Below are 22378 nucleotides of genomic sequence, written 5' to 3' on the forward strand. Positions count from 1 at the left end.
GCCCTCCCCGCCAGACACCCCCGAAAGGCCCGCCCATGCGATCCTTCTACGGCGAAACCCTCGCCTCCCCCCTGATGCTGGGGACCGCGCAATACCCCTCTCCGGCGATCCTGGCCGAGGCGTTCCGCGCGTCCGGCGCCTCGGTCGCCACCGTGTCGCTGCGCCGCGAATCCGGCGCCGGGCGCGCGGGACAGGCGTTCTGGGACCTGGTGCGGGACCTTGGCGTGAAGATCCTGCCCAACACCGCCGGCTGCCACACGGCGAAAGAGGCCGTCACCACCGCCCGCATGGCGCGCGAGGTGTTCGGGACCGACTGGATCAAGCTCGAGGTGATCGGGGAGCTGGACACGCTTCAGCCCGACCTCTTCGCGCTGGTGGACGCCGCCGCGACCCTGTCGGCCGAGGGGTTCAAGGTGTTCCCCTACACCACCCAGGACCTGGTGGCCGCCGAGCGGCTTCTGGATGCGGGCTGCGAGGTGCTGATGCCCTGGGGCGCGCCCATCGGCTCGGGCCTTGGCCTGAATGACGAGCACGGGCTGCGGGCGATGCGGGCGCATTTCCCCGACACCCCCCTGGTGGTGGATGCCGGGATCGGCCTCCCGTCCCACGCCGCCCGGGCGATGGAGCTGGGCTTCGACGCGGTGCTGCTGAACACCGCCGTGGCCAAGGCCGGGGATCCGGCGCAGATGGCCCGCGCCATGGCGATGGCGGCCGAGGCCGGGGCGCTGGCGTTCCAGGCCGACCCGATGGAGCCGCGCGACATGGCCGCCCCCTCCACCCCCGTCATCGGAAAGGCGTTCCTGTCATGATCCGCGAAGACGAACCCACCCCCCGCCTCTCCGCCGGGCAGCTGAAGCGCCGCGGCATCCCCTCGCGCTTCTATCCGATCTTTGATTCCGCCGACTGGCTGGCGCGGATGCTGCCCCTCGGGGTCAGCTTCGTGCAGCTGCGGATCAAGGACGTGCCCGAGGCGACTCTTCGGGCCGAGCTTTCCCGCGGGCTGGAGCTGTGCCGCGAGCATGGCGCGCAGCTGGTGGTGAACGACCACTGGCGCCTGGCCATCGAGCTCGGCGCCCCCTGGGTGCATCTCGGGCAGGAGGATCTGGACGACGCCGACGTTCCCGCCATCAAGGCCGCCGGAATCAAGCTCGGCCTGTCCACCCATGACCGGGCGGAGCTGGACCGGGCGCTGTCGCACCAGCCCGATTACGTGGCGCTGGGGCCGGTCTATCCGACCATCCTCAAGAAGATGAAATGGCACGAACAGGGGCTCGAGAAGGTCGCGGAGTGGCGGGAGCTTCTGGGCGATCTGCCCCTCGTCGGCATCGGCGGCATGTCGGTGGAGCGCGCCGAGGGCGTGCGCGCCGCGGGCGCCGACGTGATCTCGGCCGTCACCGACATCACCCTGCGGGACGACCCCGAGGCGCGCGTGCGCGACTGGCTGCTGTCGTCGTGAACCGCTACGCGAGGCAGGAGATCCTGCCGGGGGTCGGCGCCCCCGGGCAGGGACGGATCCGCGCCGCGCGCCTGCTGGTGGCGGGCGCGGGCGGGCTCGGCTGCGCCGCGCTGCCCTCGCTGGCCGGCGCGGGGGTGGGGCATGTCGAGCTCTGGGACCCGGACGTGGTGGAGGTCCACAACCTCCACCGCCAGACCCTTTTCACCATGGAGGACATCGGCCGCCCCAAGGCCGAGGCCGCCGCGGACCGCCTGCGGGCGCTGAACCCCGAGGTGGAAATCACCTCGCGCGTGGCCGCCTTCACCCCGGCGGAGATCGGCGCGCTCGCCCAGGCCGACATGGCCCTCGACTGCGGCGACAGCCTGGCGCTGAGCTACACCCTCTCGGACGCCTGCTTTGCTGCGGGCAAGCCGCTGGTCTATGGCGCAGCCCTCGGCCTGTCGGGCCAGGCGGGGGCGTTCTGCGGCGGGGCGCCGAGCTTGCGGGCGCTGTTCCCCGACGCCTCGGGCGTCACCGGGTCCTGCGCCACCGCGGGCGTGCTGCCGCCCGTCGTGGCTGCCATCGGCGCGCTCCAGGCGCAGATCGCGCTGGCGCTGATCCTGGGGGCCTCACCCTCCCCGCTCGGCCGCCTCACCGGTTTCGACGGCGCGGCGATGCGCTTCACGTCGATGTCCTTCGCCCGCGCGCCGGAGCCGGAAACCGCCTTCCCCTTCGCCGCGCCCTCGGCCCTGCCCCCCGGCGCCCTCGCCATCGAACTGCGCCCCGAGGACGAGGCCCCGACCCTCCTCCCCGGCGCAATCCGCATAGCCCCCGAAACCCTTCCCGCGGCGCTGGAAGCCGAGGACCCGCAAAGGCCCCTCGCCCTTCTGTGCCGCAGCGGCCTGCGCTCCTGGCGCGCCGCAGAAACCCTCGCGCCGCATTGGCGCGGCCCCATCCACCTCGTCGCCATGGGCGACCAGTGAAGCAAGAGACCCCCGCATGAAACAGACCCTGACCGCCGCCGCGGCCCTCGCGCTCGCCGCCACCCCCGCCTTCTCGGCCGACAAGATCACGCTGATGCTGGACTGGTTCGTGAACCCCGATCACGGCCCGATCATCATCGCGCAGGAGAACGGGTATTTCGCGGAAGCGGGCCTCGAGGTCGAGGTGATCGCCCCCGCCGACCCCTCGGACCCGCCCAAGCTCGCCGCCGCGGGGCGCGCGGACATCGCCGTGTCCTACCAGCCGCAGCTGCACCTCCAGGTGCATGAAGGCCTGCCCCTCAAGCGCATCGGCACGCTGGTGGCGACGCCGCTGAACTGCCTGCTGGTGCTGGCGGACAGCGGCTACGAGTCCCCCGCCGACCTCAAGGGCAAGAAGATCGGATATTCCGTCGCGGGCGTCGAGGAGGCGCTGCTCGGCGCCGTCCTGAACCCCCATGGCTTCGGCGTCGAAGATATCGAGCTGGTGAACGTCAACTGGTCGCTCTCCCCCTCGATCATGTCCGGCCAGGTCGACGCCGTGATCGGCGCCTTCCGCAATTTCGAGCTCAACCAGATGGAGATCGAGGGCGTCGAGGGCCGCTGCTTCTACCTCGAGGAGGAAGGCCTTCCGGCCTATGACGAGCTTATCTACGTCGCCAACGTGGAAACCGTGGACATGGACGCCGCCAACCGCTTCCTCGCGGCGACCGAGAAGGCGACCCAGTTCATCGTCAACCACCCCGAGGAAAGCTGGGAGATCTTCTCCGGCACCTCGCCCGAGCTGCAGGACGAGCTGAACGCCAAGGCCTGGGTCGACACCCTGCCCCGCTTCGCCCTGCGTCCCGCCGCGCTGGACGAGGGGCGCTACGTGCGGTTCGAGGAATTCCTGCACGGCGCCGGGCTGGTGCCCTCGGTGAACCCGGTCTCCGCCCTCGCCATCGACCCGGGCGCGAAATGAGGCCCGCGCCCGAATACGGCGAGGCCTTCGAGCGGCTGCGCGCGGGGGCGGGCGAGGCGTGGGGGGCCTATGCCGATCACGCCTTCGTGCGCGGGCTGGGGGACGGGACGCTGCCGCGGGCGGCGTTCCTCCACTACCTCGCGCAGGATTACGTGTTCCTGATCCACTTCTCCCGCGCCTGGGGCCTGGCCGCGGCCAAGGCCGGGACGCTGGAGGAGATGAAGCACTGCGCCGCCACGCTGGACGCGCTGGTTAACCACGAGATGGCCCTGCATATCGAGACCTGCGCCGCGGCGGGCATCTCCGCCGCGGCGCTGGAAGCGACGGCCGAGCGGCCCGAGAACCTCGCCTATACGCGCTATGTGCTCGAGGCCGGGTATTCAGGGGACTTCCTCGACCTGCTCTGCGCGCTGGCGCCCTGCGTGCTGGGGTATGGAGAGATCGGTGCGCGGCTCTCGGCCACGAAGACCTCGGACGCCTATGCGGGCTGGATCGACGTCTATGGCGGCGAGGAATACCAGCAGGTGTGCCGGGACATGGGCGCGCTTCTGGACGGCGCGCTGGCGCGGCGGCTCGGGGAATGGGAGGCGAGCCCGCGGGCCGCGCAGCTGCAGGCCCGGTTCGACATGGCCACAAAGCTTGAGGCCGCGTTCTGGGACATGGGGCTGCAGCCGTGACGGGTGCAGCGGCGGCGCATGGAACCTGCGCGCCCGGCCTGCGGATCGAGGGCACGGCCCGCACGGGCGGCGCGCCGCTGTTCGGGCCGCTGTCGCTGCACATCCCCGGCGGGCGCTGGACCTGCCTGCTGGGGCCCTCGGGCGTCGGCAAGTCCACCCTTCTGCGCCTGATCGCCGGGCTGCCCGCCCATGTCGACTTCGACGGCGCGGTCGAGGCCGATGACGGCGCCCCCCTCGCGGGCCGCACCGCCTGGATGTCCCAGGCCGACACGCTGCTGCCCTGGGCCTCGGCGCTCGACAACGTGCTGATCGGCGCCCGCCTGCGCGGCGAGGCGCCGGACCGGGCGCGCGCCCGGGCGCTTCTGTCCCGCGTCGGCCTCTCGGGCTTCGAAGCCCGCCGCCCAGCGGCCCTGTCGGGCGGCCAGCGCCAGCGCGTCGCCATCGCCCGCACGCTGATGGAGGACCGCCCCGTGGTGCTTCTGGACGAGCCGTTCAGCGCCCTCGACGCCCGCACCCGCGCCGAGGTGCAGGAGCTGGCGGCGGAGACCCTGAGTGGCCGCACGGTCCTTCTGGTCACCCATGACCCGGCCGAGGCCGCCCGCATGGGCGACGTGATCGCGGTGATGGAGGAGCGGGGCCTCGAGGCCATCGCCCCGCCCCCCGGCGCGCCGCCGCGGGCGGTGGACGACGCCGCGACCCTGTCGATGCAGGGCGCCCTGCTGCGCCGCCTGCGGGAGGGCGCGGCATGAGCGGGTTCAAACGCCTCACCGGCCTGCGCAACGCGCTGATCTCCGCCGCCGTGTTGCTCGCCGCCTGGGCGCTGGCGGTGGAGCTGACGGGGGTGAAGCGCTTCATCCTGCCCGGCCCGGACCTGGTGGCCGAGACCTTCTGGAAGTCGCGCGCCCTGATCGCGGAACACGCGGTCTACACGCTGGCCGAGGTGGCCGCGGGGCTGGCGCTGGGCCTCGGCTTCGGGGCCGCGACAGCGCTGCTGCTGGCGCAGTCAAGCGCGGGGCGGATCGTGCTGCGCCCGATCCTCGTGTTCAGCCAGGCGCTGCCGTTCTTCGCGCTGGCGCCGCTGCTCACGCTGTGGATGGGGTTCGGGGCGGCGCCGAAGATCACCATGGCGGTGCTGTTCATCTTCTTCCCCGTCACCTCGGCCTTCTATGACGGGCTGACGCGCACGCCGCCCGCGCTTCTCGACATGGCGCGGGTGATGGGCGCGTCCGAGCGCGCCGTACTGTGGCGGCTGAAGATCCCCGCGGCGCTGCCTGGGCTCGGCTCGGGCCTGCGGCTGGCCGCGGTCTATGCGCCGCTGGGGGCGGTGATCGGCGAATGGGTCGGCGCGGGGCGGGGGCTGGGGTATCTCATGCTGCTCGCCAACGGGCGGGTGAAGACGGATCTCCTGTTCGCCGCGGTCATCACGGTGGGGGTGATGTCCGTCACCCTCTACCTGCTCGCCTCGGTCCTCGCCGACCGGATGGAGCGCTGGGCCGAGGGGCGGCTGGGCGAGGTGGTCCGCGACTGAGGCCCCTCAACCGAGCTGCACCGCCCCGCCGGACCCCGCCGCCCGCTTGATCGCGTCCACCACCTCGAGCGTCCGCAGCCCCTCGCGCCCCGAGACCAGCGGGACGGCGTCGCCGCGGATCACCTCGGCGAAATGTTTCGCCTGGCGCACCAGCGGGTCGGCCTGGGGGACCGGGGCGACGCGGGCGGCGATGGGGGCCCACCAGGACTGCTCCGGCCCTTCATGTCGCCAGAGCCGGTTGCGCGGCAGGTCCAGCGCCCCCCGCTCGCCGCCGATCAGGTAGCAGCTCTGGTCCGTCTGCGGATAGGCGGGGTTCTCGCCCGAGGTCATCTCCCAGCTCCAGGGCGCGGGGATCGCGTCGGAGATGGTGACGGTGCCGAGCGCGCCATTGGCGAAGCGCAGGAGCGCCGTCGCCGTGTCCTCGGCCCCGTGGCCGCGGGCGATGCGGGCCTCCATCGCCACCACCGTCTCCACCTCTCCGACCAGCCAGCGCAGCAGGTCGATGTCGTGGGAGAGGTTCAGGTGCACCGGCCCCGCGCCCTCGCGCCGCCGCCACTCCGTCTCGAAATACCCGTCGGGCTTGCGCAGCCAGAACATCGCGGTCACGGCGAGGATGCGGCCCACCTCGCCCGCTTCAAGGCTCGCCTTGGCGGCCGAGATCAGCGGGTTGTGGCGCCGGTGATGGCCGGTCAGCAGGGGGACGGATGCGGCCTCGGCGGCCTCGACCAGCGCGCGGGCGTCCGCGAGGTCGTCGCAGATCGGCTTCTCCACCAGCGTGGGCAGGCCCGCCGCGATGCAGGCCATGGCGCCGTCGAAATGCGCCGCGTTGGGGGTGGCGAGGATCACGCCGTCGGGCCGGTCCTCCTCGAGCAATTCGTCCAGCGCCATGCGCCAGGGCGCGCCGATCCCGGCGGCGAAGGCGCGGCCCGCGGGGGCCGGGTCGACGATGCACGAAAGCTCCGCCGCGCCCGAGGCCAGCACCGCGTCCGCGTGCCGCCGCCCGACCAACCCGGCGCCGACCACCGCGATCCGCGGCCGCGCCCCGCGCGAGGGGCCGCGGGGAACCTCCCTTTCCCCCGCCCCGCTCATGCGGTCAGCGAGATCACGCGCCGCACGCCCGCCTCGTAGCCCTCGATCCCCAGCCCGGCGATCACCCCGTCGGCGCGCATCGAGACATAGGAATGGTGGCGGAACGCCTCGCGCTTGTGGACCTGGGAGATATGGACCTCGATCACCGGCCCCTCGAAGGTGTTGAGCGCATCGAGCACGGCCACCGAGGTATGCGTCAGCGCCGCGGGGTTGATGACGATCCCGCAGGCCTCCTCGCGCGCCTCGTGGATCCAGTCGACGATCTGCCCCTCCCAGTTCGACTGCAGAAGGCGCAGGTCGTACCCCCCGGGCAGCAGGCGGCGGCAGTTCGCCTCCACGTCCTCGAGCGTGTCGGCCCCGTAGATCTCCGGCTGGCGCTTGCCCAGCAGGTTCAGGTTGGGGCCGTTGAGGATGTAGATGGTCTTGGTCATCGGGCGCTCCGGGCGCGGCCTGCATGGGCCGGAAAGGTCTGGGGGCGGCGATGAGGCCACGCCCGCCGCCGCGGCGTCAAGCGCGGATCGGCCCCGGATCGCGACGGCCCGCGCAGACGCCCGGATGCGCGCACCGCCCTGCGCGGCGAAAGGCGGCTGCAACCGGCGCGGGAACGCAAGCCGGGCGTCCGCATGGCGGACATGCGCGCCCCGGGCGCCTGCCCCCGCCTTCGTTCATGCAGGCGTCGCAAGATCATGCTGCAATGCAAGGTGATTGCTGCCTCGCCGCGCGAGTCGGGCCGCCCGCCGCCCCCCGCGCCGCACGCCAGGAAGGAGAAGCCGCCATGCCCGACCTCAACGGAACCAAGGCGCTCATCGTCGGCGTCGCGAACGAGCACTCCATCGCCTGGGGCTGCGCGAAGGCGCTGAAGGCCGCCGGGGCCGAGATCGCCCTGACATTCGTCAACGAGAAGACCCGCAAATGGGTCGACCCGCTGGCCGAGGAGATCGGCGCCCGGATCTACATGCCGATGGACGTCACGCAGCCCGAGCAGGTGGCGGCGGTGTTCGCCGAGATCGACGCGAAATGGGGCCGCCTCGACACCCTTCTGCATTCCATCGCCTTCGCGCCCGCCGCGGACCTGCACGGGCGGGTGGTCGATTGCTCGGTCGAGGGCTGGACCCAGGCGATGGACGTCTCGGTCCACTCCTTCCTGCGCCTCATCAAGGCGGCCGAGCCGCTGATGGAAGATGGCGGCGCCTGCATGACGGTCAGCTATCTGGGGGCCGACCGGGCGGTGAAGAATTACAACATGATGGGCCCGGTGAAGGCGGCGCTCGAAGCCTCGGTGCGCTATGCGGCGGCCGAGCTGGGGCCGAAGGGGATCACCGTCAACGCCCTCTCGCCGGGGCCGCTGAAGACCCGCGCCGCCTCGGGGCTGACCGCCTTCGACGAGCTGCTGGAGAAGGCGGCGGCGCAGGCCCCGACCCATCACCTCTCGACCATCGAGGACGTGGGCGCCTTCTGCGCCTTCCTCGCCTCGCCCCAGGCGCGCAACGTCACCGGCGGCGTGCACCTGATCGACGGCGGCTACGCGGTGGTGGGCTGAGGGGGCGCCGCCCCCCGCGCGCCACGCCGCCCCCCCCGGCTTCCCATTCGGGCCGCCGACGACGCCCGACCGCCCGCATCAAGGGGACCCGAGATGTCCGAACGCCGTGCCGAGGGCGCCTTCGCCCTGCCCGACCTGCCCGACCTTCTCGCCGCCCATGACGCGCGGATGCGCGGGGCCGCGGAACATGCCGAGGCCGCCGCCACCGGCGCCGGGCTGATGCTGCGCGCCGCCTCGCGCCAGGCCGGAAGCATCGCCGCCAGCCACCACGCCCGCGCCACCGCCGCCATGGACCGCGCCCGCGCCGCAGCCCCGAAGCCCGCCGACGGGCCCGCGCCGGTGGTGGACGCCCTCCACGCCTATCTGCGCGACGCGGCCGAGCGCGCGGTCCTCACCCTCGACATCCTGCGCGAGCGGGGCGACGTGGTGAGCGCGCACGAGGCCGCCGACTGCCCGCCCGTCCTGGCCTACGCGTTCGAGCGGATCATGGACGGCGCCGACCTGCCGCGCCCCTGCAATTATGAGCTTCTGCGCATCCTGCCCCCCGAGGGGGTGGAGATCATCGCGGCCCGCCGCCCCTACATCATCATCGACCCGCGCGCGGGCCATGGCCCCGGGATCGGCGGCTTCAAGACCGACAGCCAGGTGGGCGTGGCGCTGGCCGAGGGGCGGGCGGTGTATTTCGTCTCGTTCCGCCGCCGCCCCGAGCCGGGGCAGACCATCGCCGACGTCGCCCGCGCCGAGGCCGCCTTCGTGCGCGAGGTGATGCGCCGCCACCCGGACAGCTCCGCCCCCGCGATCATCGGCAATTGCCAGGGCGGCTGGGCGACGCTGGTGCTGGCGGCGACCAACCCCGACCTCACCGGCCCCGTGGTCCTCAACGGCGCGCCGGTGGCGCCCTGGGCCGGCCTCGTGGGCGAGAACCCGATGCGCTACAATGGCGGCGTGCTGGGCGGGACCTGGGTGCCGATGCTGCGCGCCGACCTAGGGGGCGGGATCTTCGACGGCGCGGACCTGGTGCAGAATTTCGAGCTTCTGAACCCCGCGCGGTCCTGGTTCCGAAAGTACTACGACCTCTTCGCCGACCCGGACGGGCAGCGCGCCCGGTTCCTGGAGTTCGAGCGCTGGTGGGGCGGATTCTTCCTGATGAACGGGGAAGAGATCCGCTGGATCGTCGAGGAGCTCTTCGTCGGCAATCGCCTCTCGCGCAACATCGCGCAGCTCGAACCCGGCCTGCCCATCGACATCAAGTCCGTGCAGGCCCCGGTGATCGTCTTCGCCAGCCATGGCGACAACATCACCCCGCCGCAGCAGGCGCTGAACTGGATTCTCGATGCCTATGGGGACGAGGAGGAGATCCGCATCCGCGGCCAGCGCATCCTCTACATGGTGCATGAAGACGTCGGGCATCTCGGGATCTTCGTGTCGTCGTCGATCGCGCGCAAGGAACACGCGCAGATGGCGACCACGATGAAGACCATCGAGGCGCTGGCGCCGGGCCTTTACGAGATGAAGATCGACGAGACCTCGGGCGAGGGGCTGGAGAAACGCTTCCTCGTCAGCTTCCACGAGCGCAAACTGACGGACATCGAGGCGCTGGATGATGGGCGCGAGGACGAGGCCCCCTTCGCCGCCGTCGCCCGCGCCTCGGAGCTTCAGGCCGAGCTTTACGACCTGACCCTGCGCCCGGTGATCCGCGCGCTGGTGACGCCCGAGATCGGCGAGAAGCTGCGCGAGCGGCACCCGATGCGGGCCTCGCGCGCCGCGCTCAGCTCGCGCAACCCGGCGCTGACCGGGGCCGCGGCGCTGGCCGGCGCCGTGCGCGGGCGGCGCGAGGGGCGGGCGGCGGCGGGCGAGGCCCCCGTCACCCCGGCCAACAACCCCTGGCGGGCGGCGGAAACCCTCGCCGCCGACGCGGTGGAGCAGTGGATGGATTTCGGCCGCGACCTGCGCGACGCGGCCTATGAATGGACTTTCTACGCGATGTGGAGCACGCTCTGGGCCCGCGCCTTCGGGGCCGGCCACGCGCCCCGCCGCCCGCTGCTGTCGCACGAGGAGCTGCGCGCCCTGCCCGTGGTGCAGGCCGCGTTGCAGCGCATCCGCCAGGGCGGCTTCGAGGAGGCGGTGATCCGCATGCTGGTGCTGCTGGCCGACAGCCGCGGCTCGGTCCGCCGCGACCGCCTGGAACGCTCGAGCCGGGTGCTGACGCGCGACGCGCCGTTCCGGGACCTCGACATGGACCGCCGCGCGCGGATCATCCACGAGCAGACCCTGGTCGCCACCTTCGCGCCGGAAGACGCCGTCGCCACCCTGCCCGACCTGCTGCCCGACCGCGCGGCGCGCGAGCTGGCCGCCGCCACGGTGCAATACGTGCCCGGCCCCATCGCCGAGATGGCCCCCCACACGCGCGAGGCCATCGACGGCTTCCGCGCCGCGCTCGGCCTGCCCCCGGCGCAGGAGGACGTGACGGAGGACCCCCTCGCCGCCGCCGGGGATCCGCCGGCGCCGGAGGGGGACTGAGCGCGCTCCGGCCTTCCGCTCTGGCCTGCGCCCCGGTCCGCCCCGCGCAGGTGTTGACAAGTCAACCCGCCTTCCGCCATGGTTGCGCCATGGTATCGGGCCCCGTGCGCCCGCGGCTTCGGGAGAGCCGCGCGGCCGGGCCCATGGGAGGATACGCCATGGCCATCGCCGAACGGACGGACGCGCCCGTCGACACCTCGATCACGCTCGACCAGCTGCACGTGGATCCCTACCCGATCTACAAGCGCCTGCGCGCCGAAAGCCCGGTGCTGCGGGTCGAGGCGGTCAAGCGCACCATGCTGACCAAGGCCGCCGACACCAAGTGGGTGAAGGACCGCCCGCAGCTGTTCAGCTCGGACGACCCCAACACCCCGATGAAGCCCGCCTTCCAGGCCCACACCCTGATGCGCAAGGACGGCGAGGAGCACGCGCGCGAACGCGGCGCCATGCAGCCCGCCTTCATGCCGAAATGCATCATGGGCGAATGGGCCCCGGCCTATCAGAAGATCGCCGAGGAGTACCTCGACCGCCTGCCGAAGGGCGAGGTGGTGGACCTGTTCGACGCCCTCGCCGCCCCCGTCGCCGCCCGCGCCCTCGCGGTGCTGCTGGGGATCGAGGAGGCGACCGACGAGCAGATGCGCTTCTGGTCCCAGGCGCTGATCGACGGGGCGGGGAATTTCGGCTGGAAGAAGGAGCTGTTCGACATCTCGGACCGCGCCAATGCCGAGATGAACCCGCTCTTCGACCGGGCCGTTGAAAAGCACCTGGTCGAGAAGGGGCCCTCGGCCCTCTCGGTCATGGTCAACGCCGAGGACCCGATCCCGAGATCGCAGATCTATTCCAACATCAAGATCGCCGTCGGCGGCGGGCTGAACGAGCCGCGCGACGCGCTGTGCACCATCGTCTACGGGCTGCTGGCGAACCCCGACCAGCTGGCTTACGTGCGCGAGAACGAGAAATGGGTGGACGCGTTCGAAGAGGGCGTGCGCTGGGTGGCCCCCATCCAGGTCTCCTCCCGCCGGGCGACCGAGGACACCGAGATCCGCGGCTTCTTCATCCCCAAGGGCGAGACGGTGATGACCGTGCAGGCCAGCGCCTGCCGGGACGAGGAGATCTACGGCGACGACTCGGAGGAGTTCAACGTGATGCGCAAGAAGGCCCCGCACCAGGCCTTCGGCAACGGCCCGCATTTCTGCCAGGGCACCCACGTGGCGCGGCGGATGCTGGGCAACATCATGCTGCCGCTGCTGTTCGAGCGGTTCCCGAACATGAAGATCGAGGGCGAGGTGCCGTGGTACGGCTTCGGCTTCCGCGGGCCGATCAGCCTGCCCGTCCGCCTGGCCTGAACGCCAGGACTGGGCGACTGGCCTGAACGCCTGAACTGGGCGCCTGGCCTGAACGCCTGAACTGGGCGCCTGGCCTGAACGCCTGAACTGGGCGCCTGGCCTGAACGCCTGAACTGAACGCCTGCACTGGGCGCGGGCGGCGGCCACGGACGAGATCGCGGGCGCGCCCCCTGCCGCGAACGCCGCCGCCCCGGGCCGGGACGGCGGCGTTCCGCGTTTTCCCGGGGAGGGCGACGGGGCCGCGGGAGGCGATGACGGCACGGACCGGCGCCGCGACTCCCCCACCGGCGCCCGCCCGGGCGCGCGGCGCCTGCCGCCGGGGCGCCGGCCGCGAACGCGCCGCGCCCTCAGCGTCCGCGGCGGGCCGCCTCGCTGCGCCGCGCGGCCTCGGCGCGGCTGTCGGCCAGCGCCTTCGCCTCGGCCTGCCGCGCGGCCACGTAGTCGCGGAAATTGTCCAGCACCGCCTGCCACAGGGATCTTTGCATCCCCTGCTCCACCTCGGGCGCGCCGTGAAACACCGTGGTCACCCAGGTGCGGGCGCCGTCGGGCTGCAGGCGCGTCTCCATCGAGATGCCGTCATCGAGGGCGATGGCCAGCCGCCGCGGGGCCTGCACGGCGATGACGTCGCCGCCGTAATCATAGGTGTAGGAGCCGTCCAGCGCCTCGAACCGGCCGACATGGCGGCCGCCGGGGCGCAGCTCGGTTTTCGCGCGCGTGCAGCGCAGGCCTTCATGCGGCGCGCTCCAGCGCAGGACATGCGCGGGGTCGGTGTAAAAATGCCAGGTGCGCTCGGCAGGCGCGTCGACAAGGGCCTGCACGGTGATCTCGATCGGGGACATGGCGGCCGGAACTCCAGCGCGTGCGAGGGGGACGCAAACTTCGGGGGGCCGAGAAATCCTAGCCTGCGCCCGCGCCGCCTGCCAGAGTCTCCGGCGATCCGGGCCGGATGACTTGGGGTCTTTCAACCTTGCCTTGCAGGGGGTTAGGGTCGGCGCCCGCATCGGTCGGCGCCGCAGCCGCCGGGGACGGAAGAATCAACAGGGAGGGACGGCGATGCCGCTCTATGAACAGCGCGTCTACCAGGTGCGCACCGGCGAGATGCCGACCGCGATCAAGCTTTACCAGGACGAGGGCTGGCCCGCCTTCGAGGCCGCGGGGCTCGCGGATCACTGCATGGGCTATTTCATCACCGACACCGGCGCGCTGCACCGGCTGGTGCATATCTGGAAATTCGAGGACGACGTGGAACGCCGGGCGTTCTGGGAGAAGATCTACGCCTTCCCCGCCTTCATCGGTTTCGCGAAGCAGATCCGCCCGCTGCTGAACAGCCAGGAGGTGACGCTGATGAAGAACGCGCCCTTCGGCCCGGTTCTCTGACGCCGCGCCCCGACGCAGGGCCCCGACGCAGGGCCCTGACGCAGGGGCTGACGCGGCGCCCGGACGCGGCGCGAAGGCGCGCGCGCCTTCGCGCGGGCGGGCGGGCGGCCCGGGGCCGAGGCCCTTGCCGCCCGCGCCGCTTCGGGCGACCCTGCCCCGGCGCGTCCCCCCGCGGCGCGATCCACCATGGCGCATCGGCGCGGGTTGTGGCAAAGGGGCCGCCAGACTCGCATTCCTTTTCGCGCCCGCAGCACGGAGACCCGCCATGGCCAGCAGAAACGGCATCACCTATCGCGACGCCGGCGTCGACATCGACGCGGGCAACGAGCTGGTGGACCGGATCAAGCCCGCCGCCAAGGCCACCGACCGGCCGGGCACGATGTCCGGGCTCGGCGGCTTCGGCGCGCTGTTCGACCTGAAGGCCGCGGGCTATTCCGACCCGATCCTGGTCGGCGCCACCGACGGCGTGGGCACCAAGCTGCGCATCGCCATCGACACCGGCGAGCTTTCGGGCGTCGGCGTCGACCTTGTCGCCATGTGCGTCAACGACCTGGTGTGCCAAGGCGCCGAGCCGCTGTTCTTCCTCGACTATTTCGCCACCGGCAAGCTGTCGGTGGACGAGGCCGCGACCGTGGTCGAGGGCATCGCCGCGGGCTGCCGCGACAGCGGCTGCGCGCTGATCGGCGGCGAGACGGCCGAGATGCCGGGCATGTACGCGCCCGGCGATTTCGACCTGGCCGGCTTCGCCGTCGGCGCGATGGAGCGGGGCGCCGCCCTGCCCGCCCCGACCGAGCCGGGCGACGTGATCCTGGGCCTCGCCTCGGACGGCATCCATTCCAACGGCTTCTCCCTCGTGCGCAAGATCGCCGAGGTCGAGGGGCTGAACTGGGCCGACGCCGCGCCGTTCAACGACCAGCAGACCCTGGGCGAGGGGCTGCTGACCCCCACCCGCCTCTATGTCAAGCCGGCGCTGGCCGCGATCCGCGCGGGCCACGTGCGCGCGCTGGCGCATATCACCGGCGGCGGTCTGACCGAGAACCTGCCCCGCGTCTTCGCCGACGGCCACGGCGCCGAGATCGACCTGTCGACCTGGACCCCGCTGCCGGAGTTCCGCTGGCTGATGGAGGCCGGGGGCATGACCGCGGCCGAGGCGCTGCGGACCCTCAACTGCGGCATCGGCATGTGCGTCGTCTGCCCCGCCGACCAGGCCGAGGCCTGCGAAGCGCTGCTGACGGCCGAGGGCGAGACCGTCTACCGCATCGGCCACGTCACCGCCGAGCCGGGCGTGGCCTACGTGAACGACTGGCCCGCCGCCTGATGCGCCGCGTCGGCATCTTCATCTCCGGCGGCGGGTCCAACATGGTCGCGCTGCTGGACGAGATGGCGAAATCCGGGTCCCCCGCGGCCCCGGCGCTGGTGCTCTCGAACGACGCGAATGCGGGCGGGCTCGCGAAGGCCGCCGCGCGCGGCGTCGCCACCGCCGCCATCGACCACCGCCCCTTCGGCAAGGACCGCCCGGCTTTCGAGGCCGAGATCCAGAAGGCGCTGGAGGCGCACGGGGTCGACCTCGTCTGCCTCGCGGGCTTCATGCGGATCCTGACGCCGGGCTTCGTGGATGCGTGGACGGGTCGGATGCTCAACATCCACCCGTCGCTGCTGCCGCTCTTCACCGGGCTGCACACCCACCAGCGCGCCATCGACGCGGGCTGCGCGGTGCATGGCTGCACGGTGCACGAGGTGATCCCCGAGCTCGACGCCGGGCCGATCCTCGGGCAGGCGGTGGTGCCGGTGAAGGCCGGGGACGACGCCGACAGCCTCGCCGCAAGGGTGCTGGTGCAGGAGCATCGGCTCTATCCCATGGCGCTGACCCGCTTTGCCGCGGGCAACCGCGACCGCTTCGCGCTGGGGCTGGCCGGGGCGTGACCCCCTGCCCCCGCCGGGCCTTGCGCCTGCGCCGGGGGCCCGGCGAGGCTTGCGCCTGCGCCGGGGGGATGAGAACATAACGCGCACACGCCCCTTGCCGCGGAAGCGCCCGATGTCCGAGCCCGTCTCCTCGATCCCCAATCTCGGCCCCGCGGCCGAGGCCTCCTTCGCCCGGGCCGGGATCGGGGACGCCGAGACGCTGCGCAAGCTCGGCGCGGATGAGGCGTACAAGCGCCTGCTCCTCTCCGGCGCCCGCCCCCATTTCATCGGCTACTACACGCTGGTGCTCGGCCTCCAGGGGCGGCCCTGGAAAGATGCGCGCGCGACCGAGAAGAAGGAGCTGCGCAAGCGCTTCAACGCGATCAAGCGCAGCGTCGGCGCCGCCACGCGCCGCCGCGCGCCCGACCTCGCGTCCCTGACCGACGACCAGGCGCGGCTGAGGCTCGAGGCCGCGCTCGACGCCATCGGCGTGCGCGCGCCGACCGCCTGACGCGGCGCCCCCCCCTCCGCCCGTCCCGCCGCCCGGCCCGCCGCCCGTCCCGGCGCGCGCCTGCGCGGGCCATGCCCGGGCGAACTCCCCGCAAAATTGCGATACCGGAGTCACGCTCGCGTCACGCGGGCGGTGCTTTCGTGACCGTGCAAGAACAAGCATCGCGTCATCTTGCCGGTGACGCGGGGGTTGCGGCGCCAGTTCAAGTTGCGCCCGCTCCTCTTGCCCTGTCGCGGCGCGATTTTCTTCGCCCGCGGGCCGGCCGGGACCGGGACGGGCCGCGCCGCCGCGCGGCCCCCGCCCGCCCCGGGCAGACCAGGGAGGACACCATGACCAGGATCATCATCGCCGCGCTGACCGCCGCCGCCGCGGCCGCCGTCCCGCTCAGCGCGCCGAAGGCGCAGGCCTCGGACATCTATCTCGGACAGATCATCATGGGGGGCTGGAACTTCTGCCCCCGCGGCACGATGGACGCCGCCGGGCAGCTGCTGCCCATCGCCAACTACTCGGCGCTGTTCTCGCTCTATGGCACGATGTATGGCGGCGACGGGCGCACCACCTTCGGGCTGCCGGACCTGCGCGGGCGCGCGCCGATCGGACAGGGCCACGGGCCGGGCCTGCCCAGCTACGCCCAGGGGGCCAAGGGCGGCGCCACCGCGCACACGCTCACCACCGCGCAGATGCCGAACCACAGCCACACCGCGACCGGCACGCCGCAGGCCGCGCTGGCCGCCGTGTCGACCGGCGATCCCGGGGGGATGTACCCGGGCACCGATGCGCGCTCGAACTTCTATGCCGGGAACGGGGACGGGCTGACGCCGATGGCCGCCGGCTCGGTGCAGGTGACGGTGGGCAATGCCGGCGGCTCGCAATCCTTCAGCACCCAGGACCCGTTCCAGGCGCTGCGCTACTGCGTGGCGACCGTCGGCATCTTCCCGTCGCGCCCCTGAGGCGCAGGCGGGACGCCGCGCCCCCGGGGCGTCCGTGACCGCCCCCGGGGCGCGGCGAATTCCGCCCCCCCCAACGCAGAAGGGCCGCCCCGGTCGGGGCGGCCCTTCGCGTCTTCAGGCGCCTGCGGCGGCGATCAGCCGACCAGCTCGAGCCCCGAGAAGAAGAAGGCGATCTCGACCGCGGCGGTCTCGGGGGCGTCCGAGCCGTGGACCGAGTTCTCGCCGATCGACAGCGCGAATTCCTTGCGGATGGTGCCCTCGGCGGCTTCGGCCGGGTTGGTGGCGCCCATCACTTCGCGGTTCTTCGCGATGGCGTTCTCGCCCTCGAGCACCTGGGCCACGATCGGCTCCGAGCACATGAACTCGACCAGCTCGCCGTAGAAGGGGCGCTCCTTGTGGACGGCGTAGAACTCGCCGGCCTGCGCGGGGGTCAGCTGGATGCGCTTCTGCGCGACGATGCGCAGGCCCGCTTCCTCGAACTTGGCGTTGATGGCGCCGGTCAGGTTCCGCTTGGTCGCGTCGGGCTTGATGATGGAGAAGGTGCGCTCGAGAGCCATGGTATCCGTCCTTTTCGCCTGGGCCCCCGCGCCGGTCGGCGGCGGGGACGACAATTCGCGGCCCCGTTAGCACGGGTCCGGCCCAAGGGAAAGCGTCATTCCGGTGACGGCGCGGCGCGCCGCGGGCCCAGCCGCGCGGCGATCGCCTCGCGCCAGATGATGGCGACGACGCAGAGCGAGACCAGCCCGTGCGCCGCCAGCGACCACCTGTAGTCCGCGCCATGGTGCAGGATCGGGGCCAGCAGCGGCTCGCCCGGGAAATGCGCCGCCTTCAGCTCGGCCAGAATCACCAGGTCGTGGCGCAGCAGCGCGCCCATGCCCATCGCGAAGAGCGCGTAGCCCAGGGTCATGGCCGCGTCCGCGGCGGCCCCGAGTCGCCGGTGAGTCACCGCGAAGGCGCAGGCGGCGAAGGCGCCCGCCGCGATCATCGCCCAGACCTGCAGCATCGACGCGTTCAGCGCCGTCCACAGGGCGATCAGCGCCGAAAGGTCGGTCCCCGACGCAGCATCCGTCATCACCCGCCCCCCGTTCCGCCGCCGCCCGGGCCGCCGCCGGGCCGCCGTCCTGGCCGCCGTTCTGGCCGCCGTCCACGCGCCCCGCTGCGCGCCCGCCCCCAGCCTGCCCGCTCCGCCGCCGCCCGGCCAGCCCCGCGGCGCCTGCGGAATTCCCTTTCGCCGCCGCCCCCGTCGTGCAGGATGGGCGCAACCACGAGAACAGGGAGCCCCAGATGAGCGCGAAGACCTGGTGGGCCGAGGATTTCACTCCCGGCCTGACCTTCACCACCCCCGGCGCGACGATCACCGAGGCGCAGATCCTCGATTTCGCGATGCGCTACGACCCGCAGCCCTTCCACCTCGACAAGACCGCGGCCGAGGCGTCGATCTATGGCGGGCTGATCGCCTCGGGCTTCCAGACGCTGAGCACGGCGTTCCGGCTGTGGCAGTCGATGGCCGTCATCAACCCGTCCTCGCAGGGCTCCCCAGGCATGGACGAGGTGCTGTGGCACGCGCCCGTGCGCCCCAACGACACCATCCACTGCGTGATCACGGTGACCGACAACCGCCGCTCGGCCAGCCGCCCGCACCTGCACATCGTTCAATGGGTGTGGGAGGTGTTCAACCAGGACGGCGTGAAGGTGATGAGCTTCAAGGGCCCGGGCATGTACCTGCGCGCGCCGGACCGGAGGGACGCCTGATGCAGCGCGAATGGTGGGCCGAGGATTTCGAGCCGGGGATGGAATTCCGCTCTCCCGGCATGACGTTGACCGAAGGACAGATCATCGACTTCGCCTTCCAGTACGACCCGCAGCCCTTCCACACGGATGCGGGCGCGGCGGCGGAGAGCATCCATGGCGGGCTGATCGCGAGCGGGTTCCACACGCTCGGCGTCCTGTTCCGCATGTGGCAGTCGATGGCGGTGATGAACCCGTCCAGCCAGGGCGCGCCGGGGATCTATGACGTCAAATGGCTGCGCCCGGTGCGGCCGGGGGACACGCTGCACGCGGTGGCGACGGTGCGGGAGAACCGGCGGACGAGCAAGCGGCCGAACATCCACATCATCACCTTCGACCTCGAGGGCTACAACCAGCGCGGCGAGAAGGTGGCGAGCTGGTGGTGCCCGGGGATGTTCCTGCGGGATCCGGCCGGGGACTGATCCGCCACGGCGCGCAGGACAGGACCGAGAATTCGCGCTAAGATGCGCAAGTTCTCCCAAGTCCTGCGCGCCCGGAGGCCCGGCCCGTGTCCAGCATTTCCGTCGCCATCGAAAGCAACCCGTCCGACAAGCGCTCGAACGAGATCGCCTTCACCTTCGTGCTCGACAACCCGACCGACGCGCCGGTCTACATCGCCGCCCTCTCGCCCGTGCTGCCCGAGGGCGCGACCCTGCCCGAGACCAAGGACCTCGCCACCCACGCGCTGGCGACGCAGCACCAGGCGCTCTGCGCCGAGCTGACCGAGATCGCCAACGCCCAGCTGATGCTCGCCTCGGCCGAGACCCGCAAGCGCGCCGCCCGGGTGATCGGCGAAATCGTGCGCGAGGCGTATTTCAACGTCTCGAAACTGTTCGGCTATGTCGCCGCCACGCTGTTCAAGGTGTCGAACCCGTTCCATGACCAGGTCCAGCACCGGCTGCGCGCGCTCGGCTACACCATCGGGTCGGTGGCGGATGCCGAGGACGTGGAGATCGCCCTCGGCCAGTACGCCGAGCCGGAGCTGAGGGTCTATGCGGACCTGTTCGGCGTGAAGCTGGCGCAGCTGCGGCGGCTGGAGGGGGAGATGCACACCCCCGAGAGCCGCCGCGCCATCGCGGTGGTGGAGGCGCAATCCTCCTTCTCCACCACCTATGTGCTGCGGTTCCGCCGCTCCACCGTCAACCAGCGCAAGTACAGCTTCAACATCGAGGCGACGGTCTACGGGACCGACAGCGAGGCGTTGCAGGTGAAATCCGCCTCGGCCCGCGCGGTGATCAGCCCCGCGCCCTACGCGCTGTCGCTGACGGCGATCTTCGCGGCGCTGCTGGGCAGCGCGGTGGCCTTCCTGACCGGGCTGCCCGGGGACGTGGCGATCACCGCGGTGGATCCGAAGCAGGCCCTGACCCATTTCGCGACCGAGGGGCTGGTGGGCGTGATCCTGGCCATGGTCGCCTTCAACGCCTATGAGAACATCGACGCGTTCAAGAAGATGGAGGTTTCGGCCAGCTGGCGCGGGGCGCTGCTGGTGGGCTTCCTCTGCGGGGCCTTCACCGAGCGGATCATCGACGCGCTGAAGGTGCTGGTGGGGGCGCAGTAGCGGGCGCGCGGCGCGGCGCTCACCCGCTCTCCGCCGCCTTGGTCCACTTGCCGCCGTCCTGCTTCCAGTACACCGCCTTCAGCCCGGCGCCGGTGACCTCTTTCCACTTCACCCGCGCCGCCTGCATCGCCGCCCCGTCGCGGGCGTCGAACAGCACGCAGGCGAGCTCGTATTTCCCCAGCTCCTCGACCGTCGCGTCGGCGCCGTCGGCGATCATCAGCGCGTAGGGGGAATTGGGCGTCTCCGCCCCCGCCGTCAGGTAGACGGGCTGGGCTTCCGGGTTCGGGTCCCCCGGCCCTCCGTGCGGAAGGAAGCTTTCGTCCGAGAAGGTCCACAGGTGGCCGTTCATCCAGGCCGCCCGCTCCTCGGACCCGAAGCGCACGCAGACGTTCCAGCCACGCGACAGGGAGACCTGGAGCAGCTGCGGCAGCGCCCGCTCCAGGCCCGTTTCGGTCAGGTGATAGAACCGGATCTCGCCCATGGCGCAGAGGGGCCCCGCGCGAACGGGGCCCCCGTCCCTCAGCCTTCGAACTTGTCGCGGATCAGCCGGTCGAGCGCCATGACGCCCCAGCCGGTGGCCCCTTTGGGCGACAGCGGCAGCGCCTCCTTCGACAGGGTCACGCCGGCGATGTCGATATGGATCCAGGGCGTCTCGTCCTTCACGAAGCGCTTCAGGAACTGCGCCGCGGTGATCGAGCCCGCGGCCCGCCCGGCGGAGTTCTTGATGTCGGCGAGGCGCGACTTGATGAGCTTGTCATAGGCGGGGCCCATGGGCAGGCGCCAGGCGGCCTCGCCTTCCGCATCCGCGGCGGCCTGGAATTCGGCCGAGAGCTTGTCGGAGTTGGAGAAATAGCCCGCCGTGGTGTTGCCCAGCGCCACGATCATCGCGCCGGTGAGGGTGGCGAGGTTGACCATGCCCGTGGGCTGGAACCGCTCCTGCGCGTAATGCAGCACGTCGGCGAGCACGAGGCGCCCCTCGGCGTCGGTGTTGATGATCTCGATCGTCGTGCCCGAGGCCGCCTTGACGATGTCGCCGGGGCGCGTCGCCTTGCCGTCGGGCATGTTCTCGACCAGGCCCACCAGGCCGACCACGTTGGCCTTGGCCTTGCGCAGGGCGAGGGCGCGCATGACGCCGGAGACGACGGCGGCGCCGCCCATGTCCATGGTCATCTCCTCCATCCCCGCCGAGGGCTTGAGCGAGATGCCGCCGGTATCGAACACCACGCCCTTGCCGACGAAGGCGAAGGGGGCCTCGTCGCCGCCGCCGTTCCAGCGCATGACCACGACCTTGGAGGGCGACGCGGAGCCCTGCCCCACGGCCAGCAGCGCGCGCATGCCGAGGCGCTCGAGCTCGTCCTCATCGAGGATCTCGACCTCGAGGCCCAGCTCGCCCATGGCGGCGAGGCGGGCGGCGAAATCCTCGGTGCCGAGGACGTTGGCGGGCTCGGACACCAGATCGCGGGCGAAGAACACGCCCTCGGCCACCGCGGCGCCGGGGGCGGCGGCGCGGGAGACCTTCTCGGGGGCGTCCACGTGGTAGGTCACGGCGGCGGGGGCCTTGGGCGCGTCCTCGCCCGACTTGTAGATGTCGAAGGCGTATTCGCGCAGCGCGTGGCCGAAGGCGACCCCGGCGGCGAGCTCGGGGGCGAGGCCCGGGGCGAAGACCGCGCCCGGCTTGCCGCCGAGGGCGGCGGCGACGGCGCCGCCGGCCTTGCGCGCGCTCTCCTCCTCGGGCGCCTCGCCGAGGCCCACGAGGATCAGCGCGTCGGCGGCGAGGCCCGCGGGGGCCAGCAGGCGCAGCGCGTCGCCGGGCTTTCCCTTCCAGTCTTCCGCCGCGATGGCGCGCGACAGGGCGCCGCCGGTGGCGGCATCCGCCGCCTCGGCGCCGGCGCCGAGGGTCGCGGGGCCTTCGGCGAGCACGACGACGCGGCCCTTGAGCGAGGCGAGGGCCTCCGGCTCGGCCGCGGTGAAGCTCAGCGCCACGGGATTGGACATGGGGGACCTCCTGAAGGTGCGTATCTGTTCCGGGGGCGTCTGCCGTGGGGGGCGCGCCCGCTTCTCGGGGACAAGAGTTAGCCCCCCGCGCCCCGCGGCGCCAGCGGCGAGAGGCGGGGGCGGCGACAGGACGCCGGGGGGGGCGGGGGGGGGGGGGGGGGGGGGGGGGGGGGGGGGGGGGGGGGGGGGGGGGGGGAGGGGGGGGGGGGGGGGGGGGGGGG

Annotated in this window: 25 protein-coding genes; 18 read left to right on the forward strand and 7 right to left on the reverse strand. The window is 72.3% G+C overall.

Features of this window, described 5'->3' with window-relative positions:
- Nucleotides 1-35: 35 nt before the first annotated feature.
- The 7 genes from ACQ5SO_RS17580 to ACQ5SO_RS17610 are packed head-to-tail and all read left to right on the forward strand — an operon-like array spanning nt 36 to nt 5581.
- Nucleotides 36-809 carry a thiazole synthase gene (locus tag ACQ5SO_RS17580; protein WP_430942942.1) on the forward strand — a complete coding sequence of 258 codons (774 nt, stop codon included), beginning with the start codon at nt 36-38 and terminating at the stop codon, nt 807-809.
- Nucleotides 806-1456, forward strand: coding sequence for a thiamine phosphate synthase (locus ACQ5SO_RS17585; protein WP_430942943.1), 651 nt, complete (start codon nt 806-808; stop codon nt 1454-1456). Before ACQ5SO_RS17580 ends, ACQ5SO_RS17585 begins: the two co-directional genes overlap by 4 nt.
- Entirely contained in the window at nt 1453-2418 is a 966-nt protein-coding gene (locus ACQ5SO_RS17590) for a ThiF family adenylyltransferase (RefSeq protein WP_430942944.1), read from the forward strand. Before ACQ5SO_RS17585 ends, ACQ5SO_RS17590 begins: the two co-directional genes overlap by 4 nt.
- Nucleotides 2419-2434: 16 nt before the next feature.
- Nucleotides 2435-3376 carry an ABC transporter substrate-binding protein gene (locus tag ACQ5SO_RS17595; protein WP_430942945.1) on the forward strand — a complete coding sequence of 314 codons (942 nt, stop codon included), beginning with the start codon at nt 2435-2437 and terminating at the stop codon, nt 3374-3376.
- Nucleotides 3373-4053, forward strand: coding sequence for a thiaminase II (gene tenA / locus ACQ5SO_RS17600; RefSeq protein WP_430942946.1), 681 nt, complete (start codon nt 3373-3375; stop codon nt 4051-4053). Before ACQ5SO_RS17595 ends, tenA begins: the two co-directional genes overlap by 4 nt.
- A complete protein-coding gene (locus ACQ5SO_RS17605) occupies nt 4050-4802 on the forward strand; it encodes an ABC transporter ATP-binding protein (protein ID WP_430942947.1) in 753 nt (250 codons plus the stop codon). The genes tenA and ACQ5SO_RS17605 overlap by 4 nt, the downstream gene beginning before the upstream one ends.
- A complete protein-coding gene (locus ACQ5SO_RS17610) occupies nt 4799-5581 on the forward strand; it encodes an ABC transporter permease (protein ID WP_430942948.1) in 783 nt (260 codons plus the stop codon). Before ACQ5SO_RS17605 ends, ACQ5SO_RS17610 begins: the two co-directional genes overlap by 4 nt.
- A gap of 6 nt (nt 5582-5587) precedes the next feature.
- Here ACQ5SO_RS17610 and ACQ5SO_RS17615 read toward each other — a convergent pair whose 3' ends face one another.
- Nucleotides 5588-6670, reverse strand: coding sequence for a Gfo/Idh/MocA family protein (locus ACQ5SO_RS17615; protein ID WP_430942949.1), 1083 nt, complete (start codon nt 6668-6670; stop codon nt 5588-5590).
- Nucleotides 6667-7101 carry a type II 3-dehydroquinate dehydratase gene (gene aroQ, locus ACQ5SO_RS17620; protein WP_430942950.1) on the reverse strand — a complete coding sequence of 145 codons (435 nt, stop codon included), beginning with the start codon at nt 7099-7101 and terminating at the stop codon, nt 6667-6669. The genes ACQ5SO_RS17615 and aroQ overlap by 4 nt, the downstream gene beginning before the upstream one ends.
- 344 nt (nt 7102-7445) lie before the next feature.
- On the opposite strand from aroQ, the gene fabI reads away from it, so the two are divergent.
- From fabI to ACQ5SO_RS17635, 3 genes are all read left to right on the forward strand, one after another.
- Nucleotides 7446-8210, forward strand: coding sequence for an enoyl-ACP reductase FabI (gene fabI, locus ACQ5SO_RS17625; protein WP_430942951.1), 765 nt, complete (start codon nt 7446-7448; stop codon nt 8208-8210).
- Nucleotides 8211-8303: 93 nt separating this feature from the next.
- Entirely contained in the window at nt 8304-10730 is a 2427-nt protein-coding gene (locus ACQ5SO_RS17630) for a DUF3141 domain-containing protein (RefSeq protein ID WP_430942952.1), read from the forward strand.
- A gap of 158 nt (nt 10731-10888) precedes the next feature.
- Complete coding sequence (locus ACQ5SO_RS17635; protein ID WP_430942953.1) at nt 10889-12076, forward strand: cytochrome P450; 1188 nt, start codon at nt 10889-10891, stop codon at nt 12074-12076.
- 347 nt (nt 12077-12423) lie between these two features.
- Here the strand turns inward: ACQ5SO_RS17635 and ACQ5SO_RS17640 are convergent, their stop codons facing one another.
- Complete coding sequence (locus tag ACQ5SO_RS17640) at nt 12424-12915, reverse strand: SRPBCC domain-containing protein (RefSeq protein ID WP_430942954.1); 492 nt, start codon at nt 12913-12915, stop codon at nt 12424-12426.
- A 214-nt stretch (nt 12916-13129) separates the two neighbouring features.
- Between ACQ5SO_RS17640 and ACQ5SO_RS17645 the strand changes: the two genes are divergently transcribed.
- From ACQ5SO_RS17645 to ACQ5SO_RS17665, 5 genes are all read left to right on the forward strand, one after another.
- Complete coding sequence (locus ACQ5SO_RS17645) at nt 13130-13453, forward strand: NIPSNAP family protein (protein WP_430942955.1); 324 nt, start codon at nt 13130-13132, stop codon at nt 13451-13453.
- Nucleotides 13454-13718: 265 nt separating this feature from the next.
- The gene (gene purM, locus ACQ5SO_RS17650) at nt 13719-14771 is read left to right on the forward strand and encodes a phosphoribosylformylglycinamidine cyclo-ligase (RefSeq protein WP_430942956.1); all 1053 of its coding nucleotides are present in this window, start codon (nt 13719-13721) and stop codon (nt 14769-14771) included.
- Complete coding sequence (purN, locus tag ACQ5SO_RS17655) at nt 14771-15376, forward strand: phosphoribosylglycinamide formyltransferase (RefSeq protein ID WP_430942957.1); 606 nt, start codon at nt 14771-14773, stop codon at nt 15374-15376. Before purM ends, purN begins: the two co-directional genes overlap by 1 nt.
- 112 nt (nt 15377-15488) lie before the next feature.
- Nucleotides 15489-15866: a TfoX/Sxy family DNA transformation protein gene (locus tag ACQ5SO_RS17660; protein WP_430942958.1), complete on the forward strand. Its 378-nt coding sequence runs from the start codon at nt 15489-15491 to the stop codon at nt 15864-15866.
- A 329-nt stretch (nt 15867-16195) separates the two neighbouring features.
- Nucleotides 16196-16816: a phage tail protein gene (locus ACQ5SO_RS17665; RefSeq protein ID WP_430942959.1), complete on the forward strand. Its 621-nt coding sequence runs from the start codon at nt 16196-16198 to the stop codon at nt 16814-16816.
- A gap of 134 nt (nt 16817-16950) precedes the next feature.
- Here ACQ5SO_RS17665 and ndk read toward each other — a convergent pair whose 3' ends face one another.
- Complete coding sequence (ndk, locus tag ACQ5SO_RS17670; RefSeq protein WP_430942960.1) at nt 16951-17373, reverse strand: nucleoside-diphosphate kinase; 423 nt, start codon at nt 17371-17373, stop codon at nt 16951-16953.
- 95 nt (nt 17374-17468) lie between these two features.
- Entirely contained in the window at nt 17469-17888 is a 420-nt protein-coding gene (locus ACQ5SO_RS17675; protein WP_430942961.1) for a hypothetical protein, read from the reverse strand.
- A gap of 212 nt (nt 17889-18100) precedes the next feature.
- Here ACQ5SO_RS17675 and ACQ5SO_RS17680 point away from each other — a divergent pair, with 212 nt between their 5' ends.
- The 3 genes from ACQ5SO_RS17680 to ACQ5SO_RS17690 all read left to right on the forward strand — a co-directional run bounded on the left by ACQ5SO_RS17680 (nt 18101) and on the right by ACQ5SO_RS17690 (nt 20162).
- Nucleotides 18101-18568 carry a MaoC family dehydratase gene (locus tag ACQ5SO_RS17680; protein WP_430942962.1) on the forward strand — a complete coding sequence of 156 codons (468 nt, stop codon included), beginning with the start codon at nt 18101-18103 and terminating at the stop codon, nt 18566-18568.
- Nucleotides 18568-19026: a MaoC family dehydratase gene (locus tag ACQ5SO_RS17685; protein ID WP_430942963.1), complete on the forward strand. Its 459-nt coding sequence runs from the start codon at nt 18568-18570 to the stop codon at nt 19024-19026. Before ACQ5SO_RS17680 ends, ACQ5SO_RS17685 begins: the two co-directional genes overlap by 1 nt.
- An 86-nt stretch (nt 19027-19112) precedes the next feature.
- Nucleotides 19113-20162: a hypothetical protein gene (locus tag ACQ5SO_RS17690; RefSeq protein ID WP_430942964.1), complete on the forward strand. Its 1050-nt coding sequence runs from the start codon at nt 19113-19115 to the stop codon at nt 20160-20162.
- A gap of 19 nt (nt 20163-20181) precedes the next feature.
- Here the strand turns inward: ACQ5SO_RS17690 and ACQ5SO_RS17695 are convergent, their stop codons facing one another.
- A complete protein-coding gene (locus tag ACQ5SO_RS17695; protein WP_430942965.1) occupies nt 20182-20643 on the reverse strand; it encodes a DNA polymerase III subunit chi in 462 nt (153 codons plus the stop codon).
- Nucleotides 20644-20681: 38 nt separating this feature from the next.
- Nucleotides 20682-22157: a leucyl aminopeptidase gene (locus ACQ5SO_RS17700; RefSeq protein ID WP_430942966.1), complete on the reverse strand. Its 1476-nt coding sequence runs from the start codon at nt 22155-22157 to the stop codon at nt 20682-20684.
- Between the last annotated feature and the right edge of the window lie 221 nt (nt 22158-22378).

The organism is Rhodovulum sp. DZ06 (assembly GCF_050586345.1).
In the GTDB taxonomy this organism is placed as follows: Bacteria; Pseudomonadota; Alphaproteobacteria; order Rhodobacterales; family Rhodobacteraceae; genus JBOCEF01.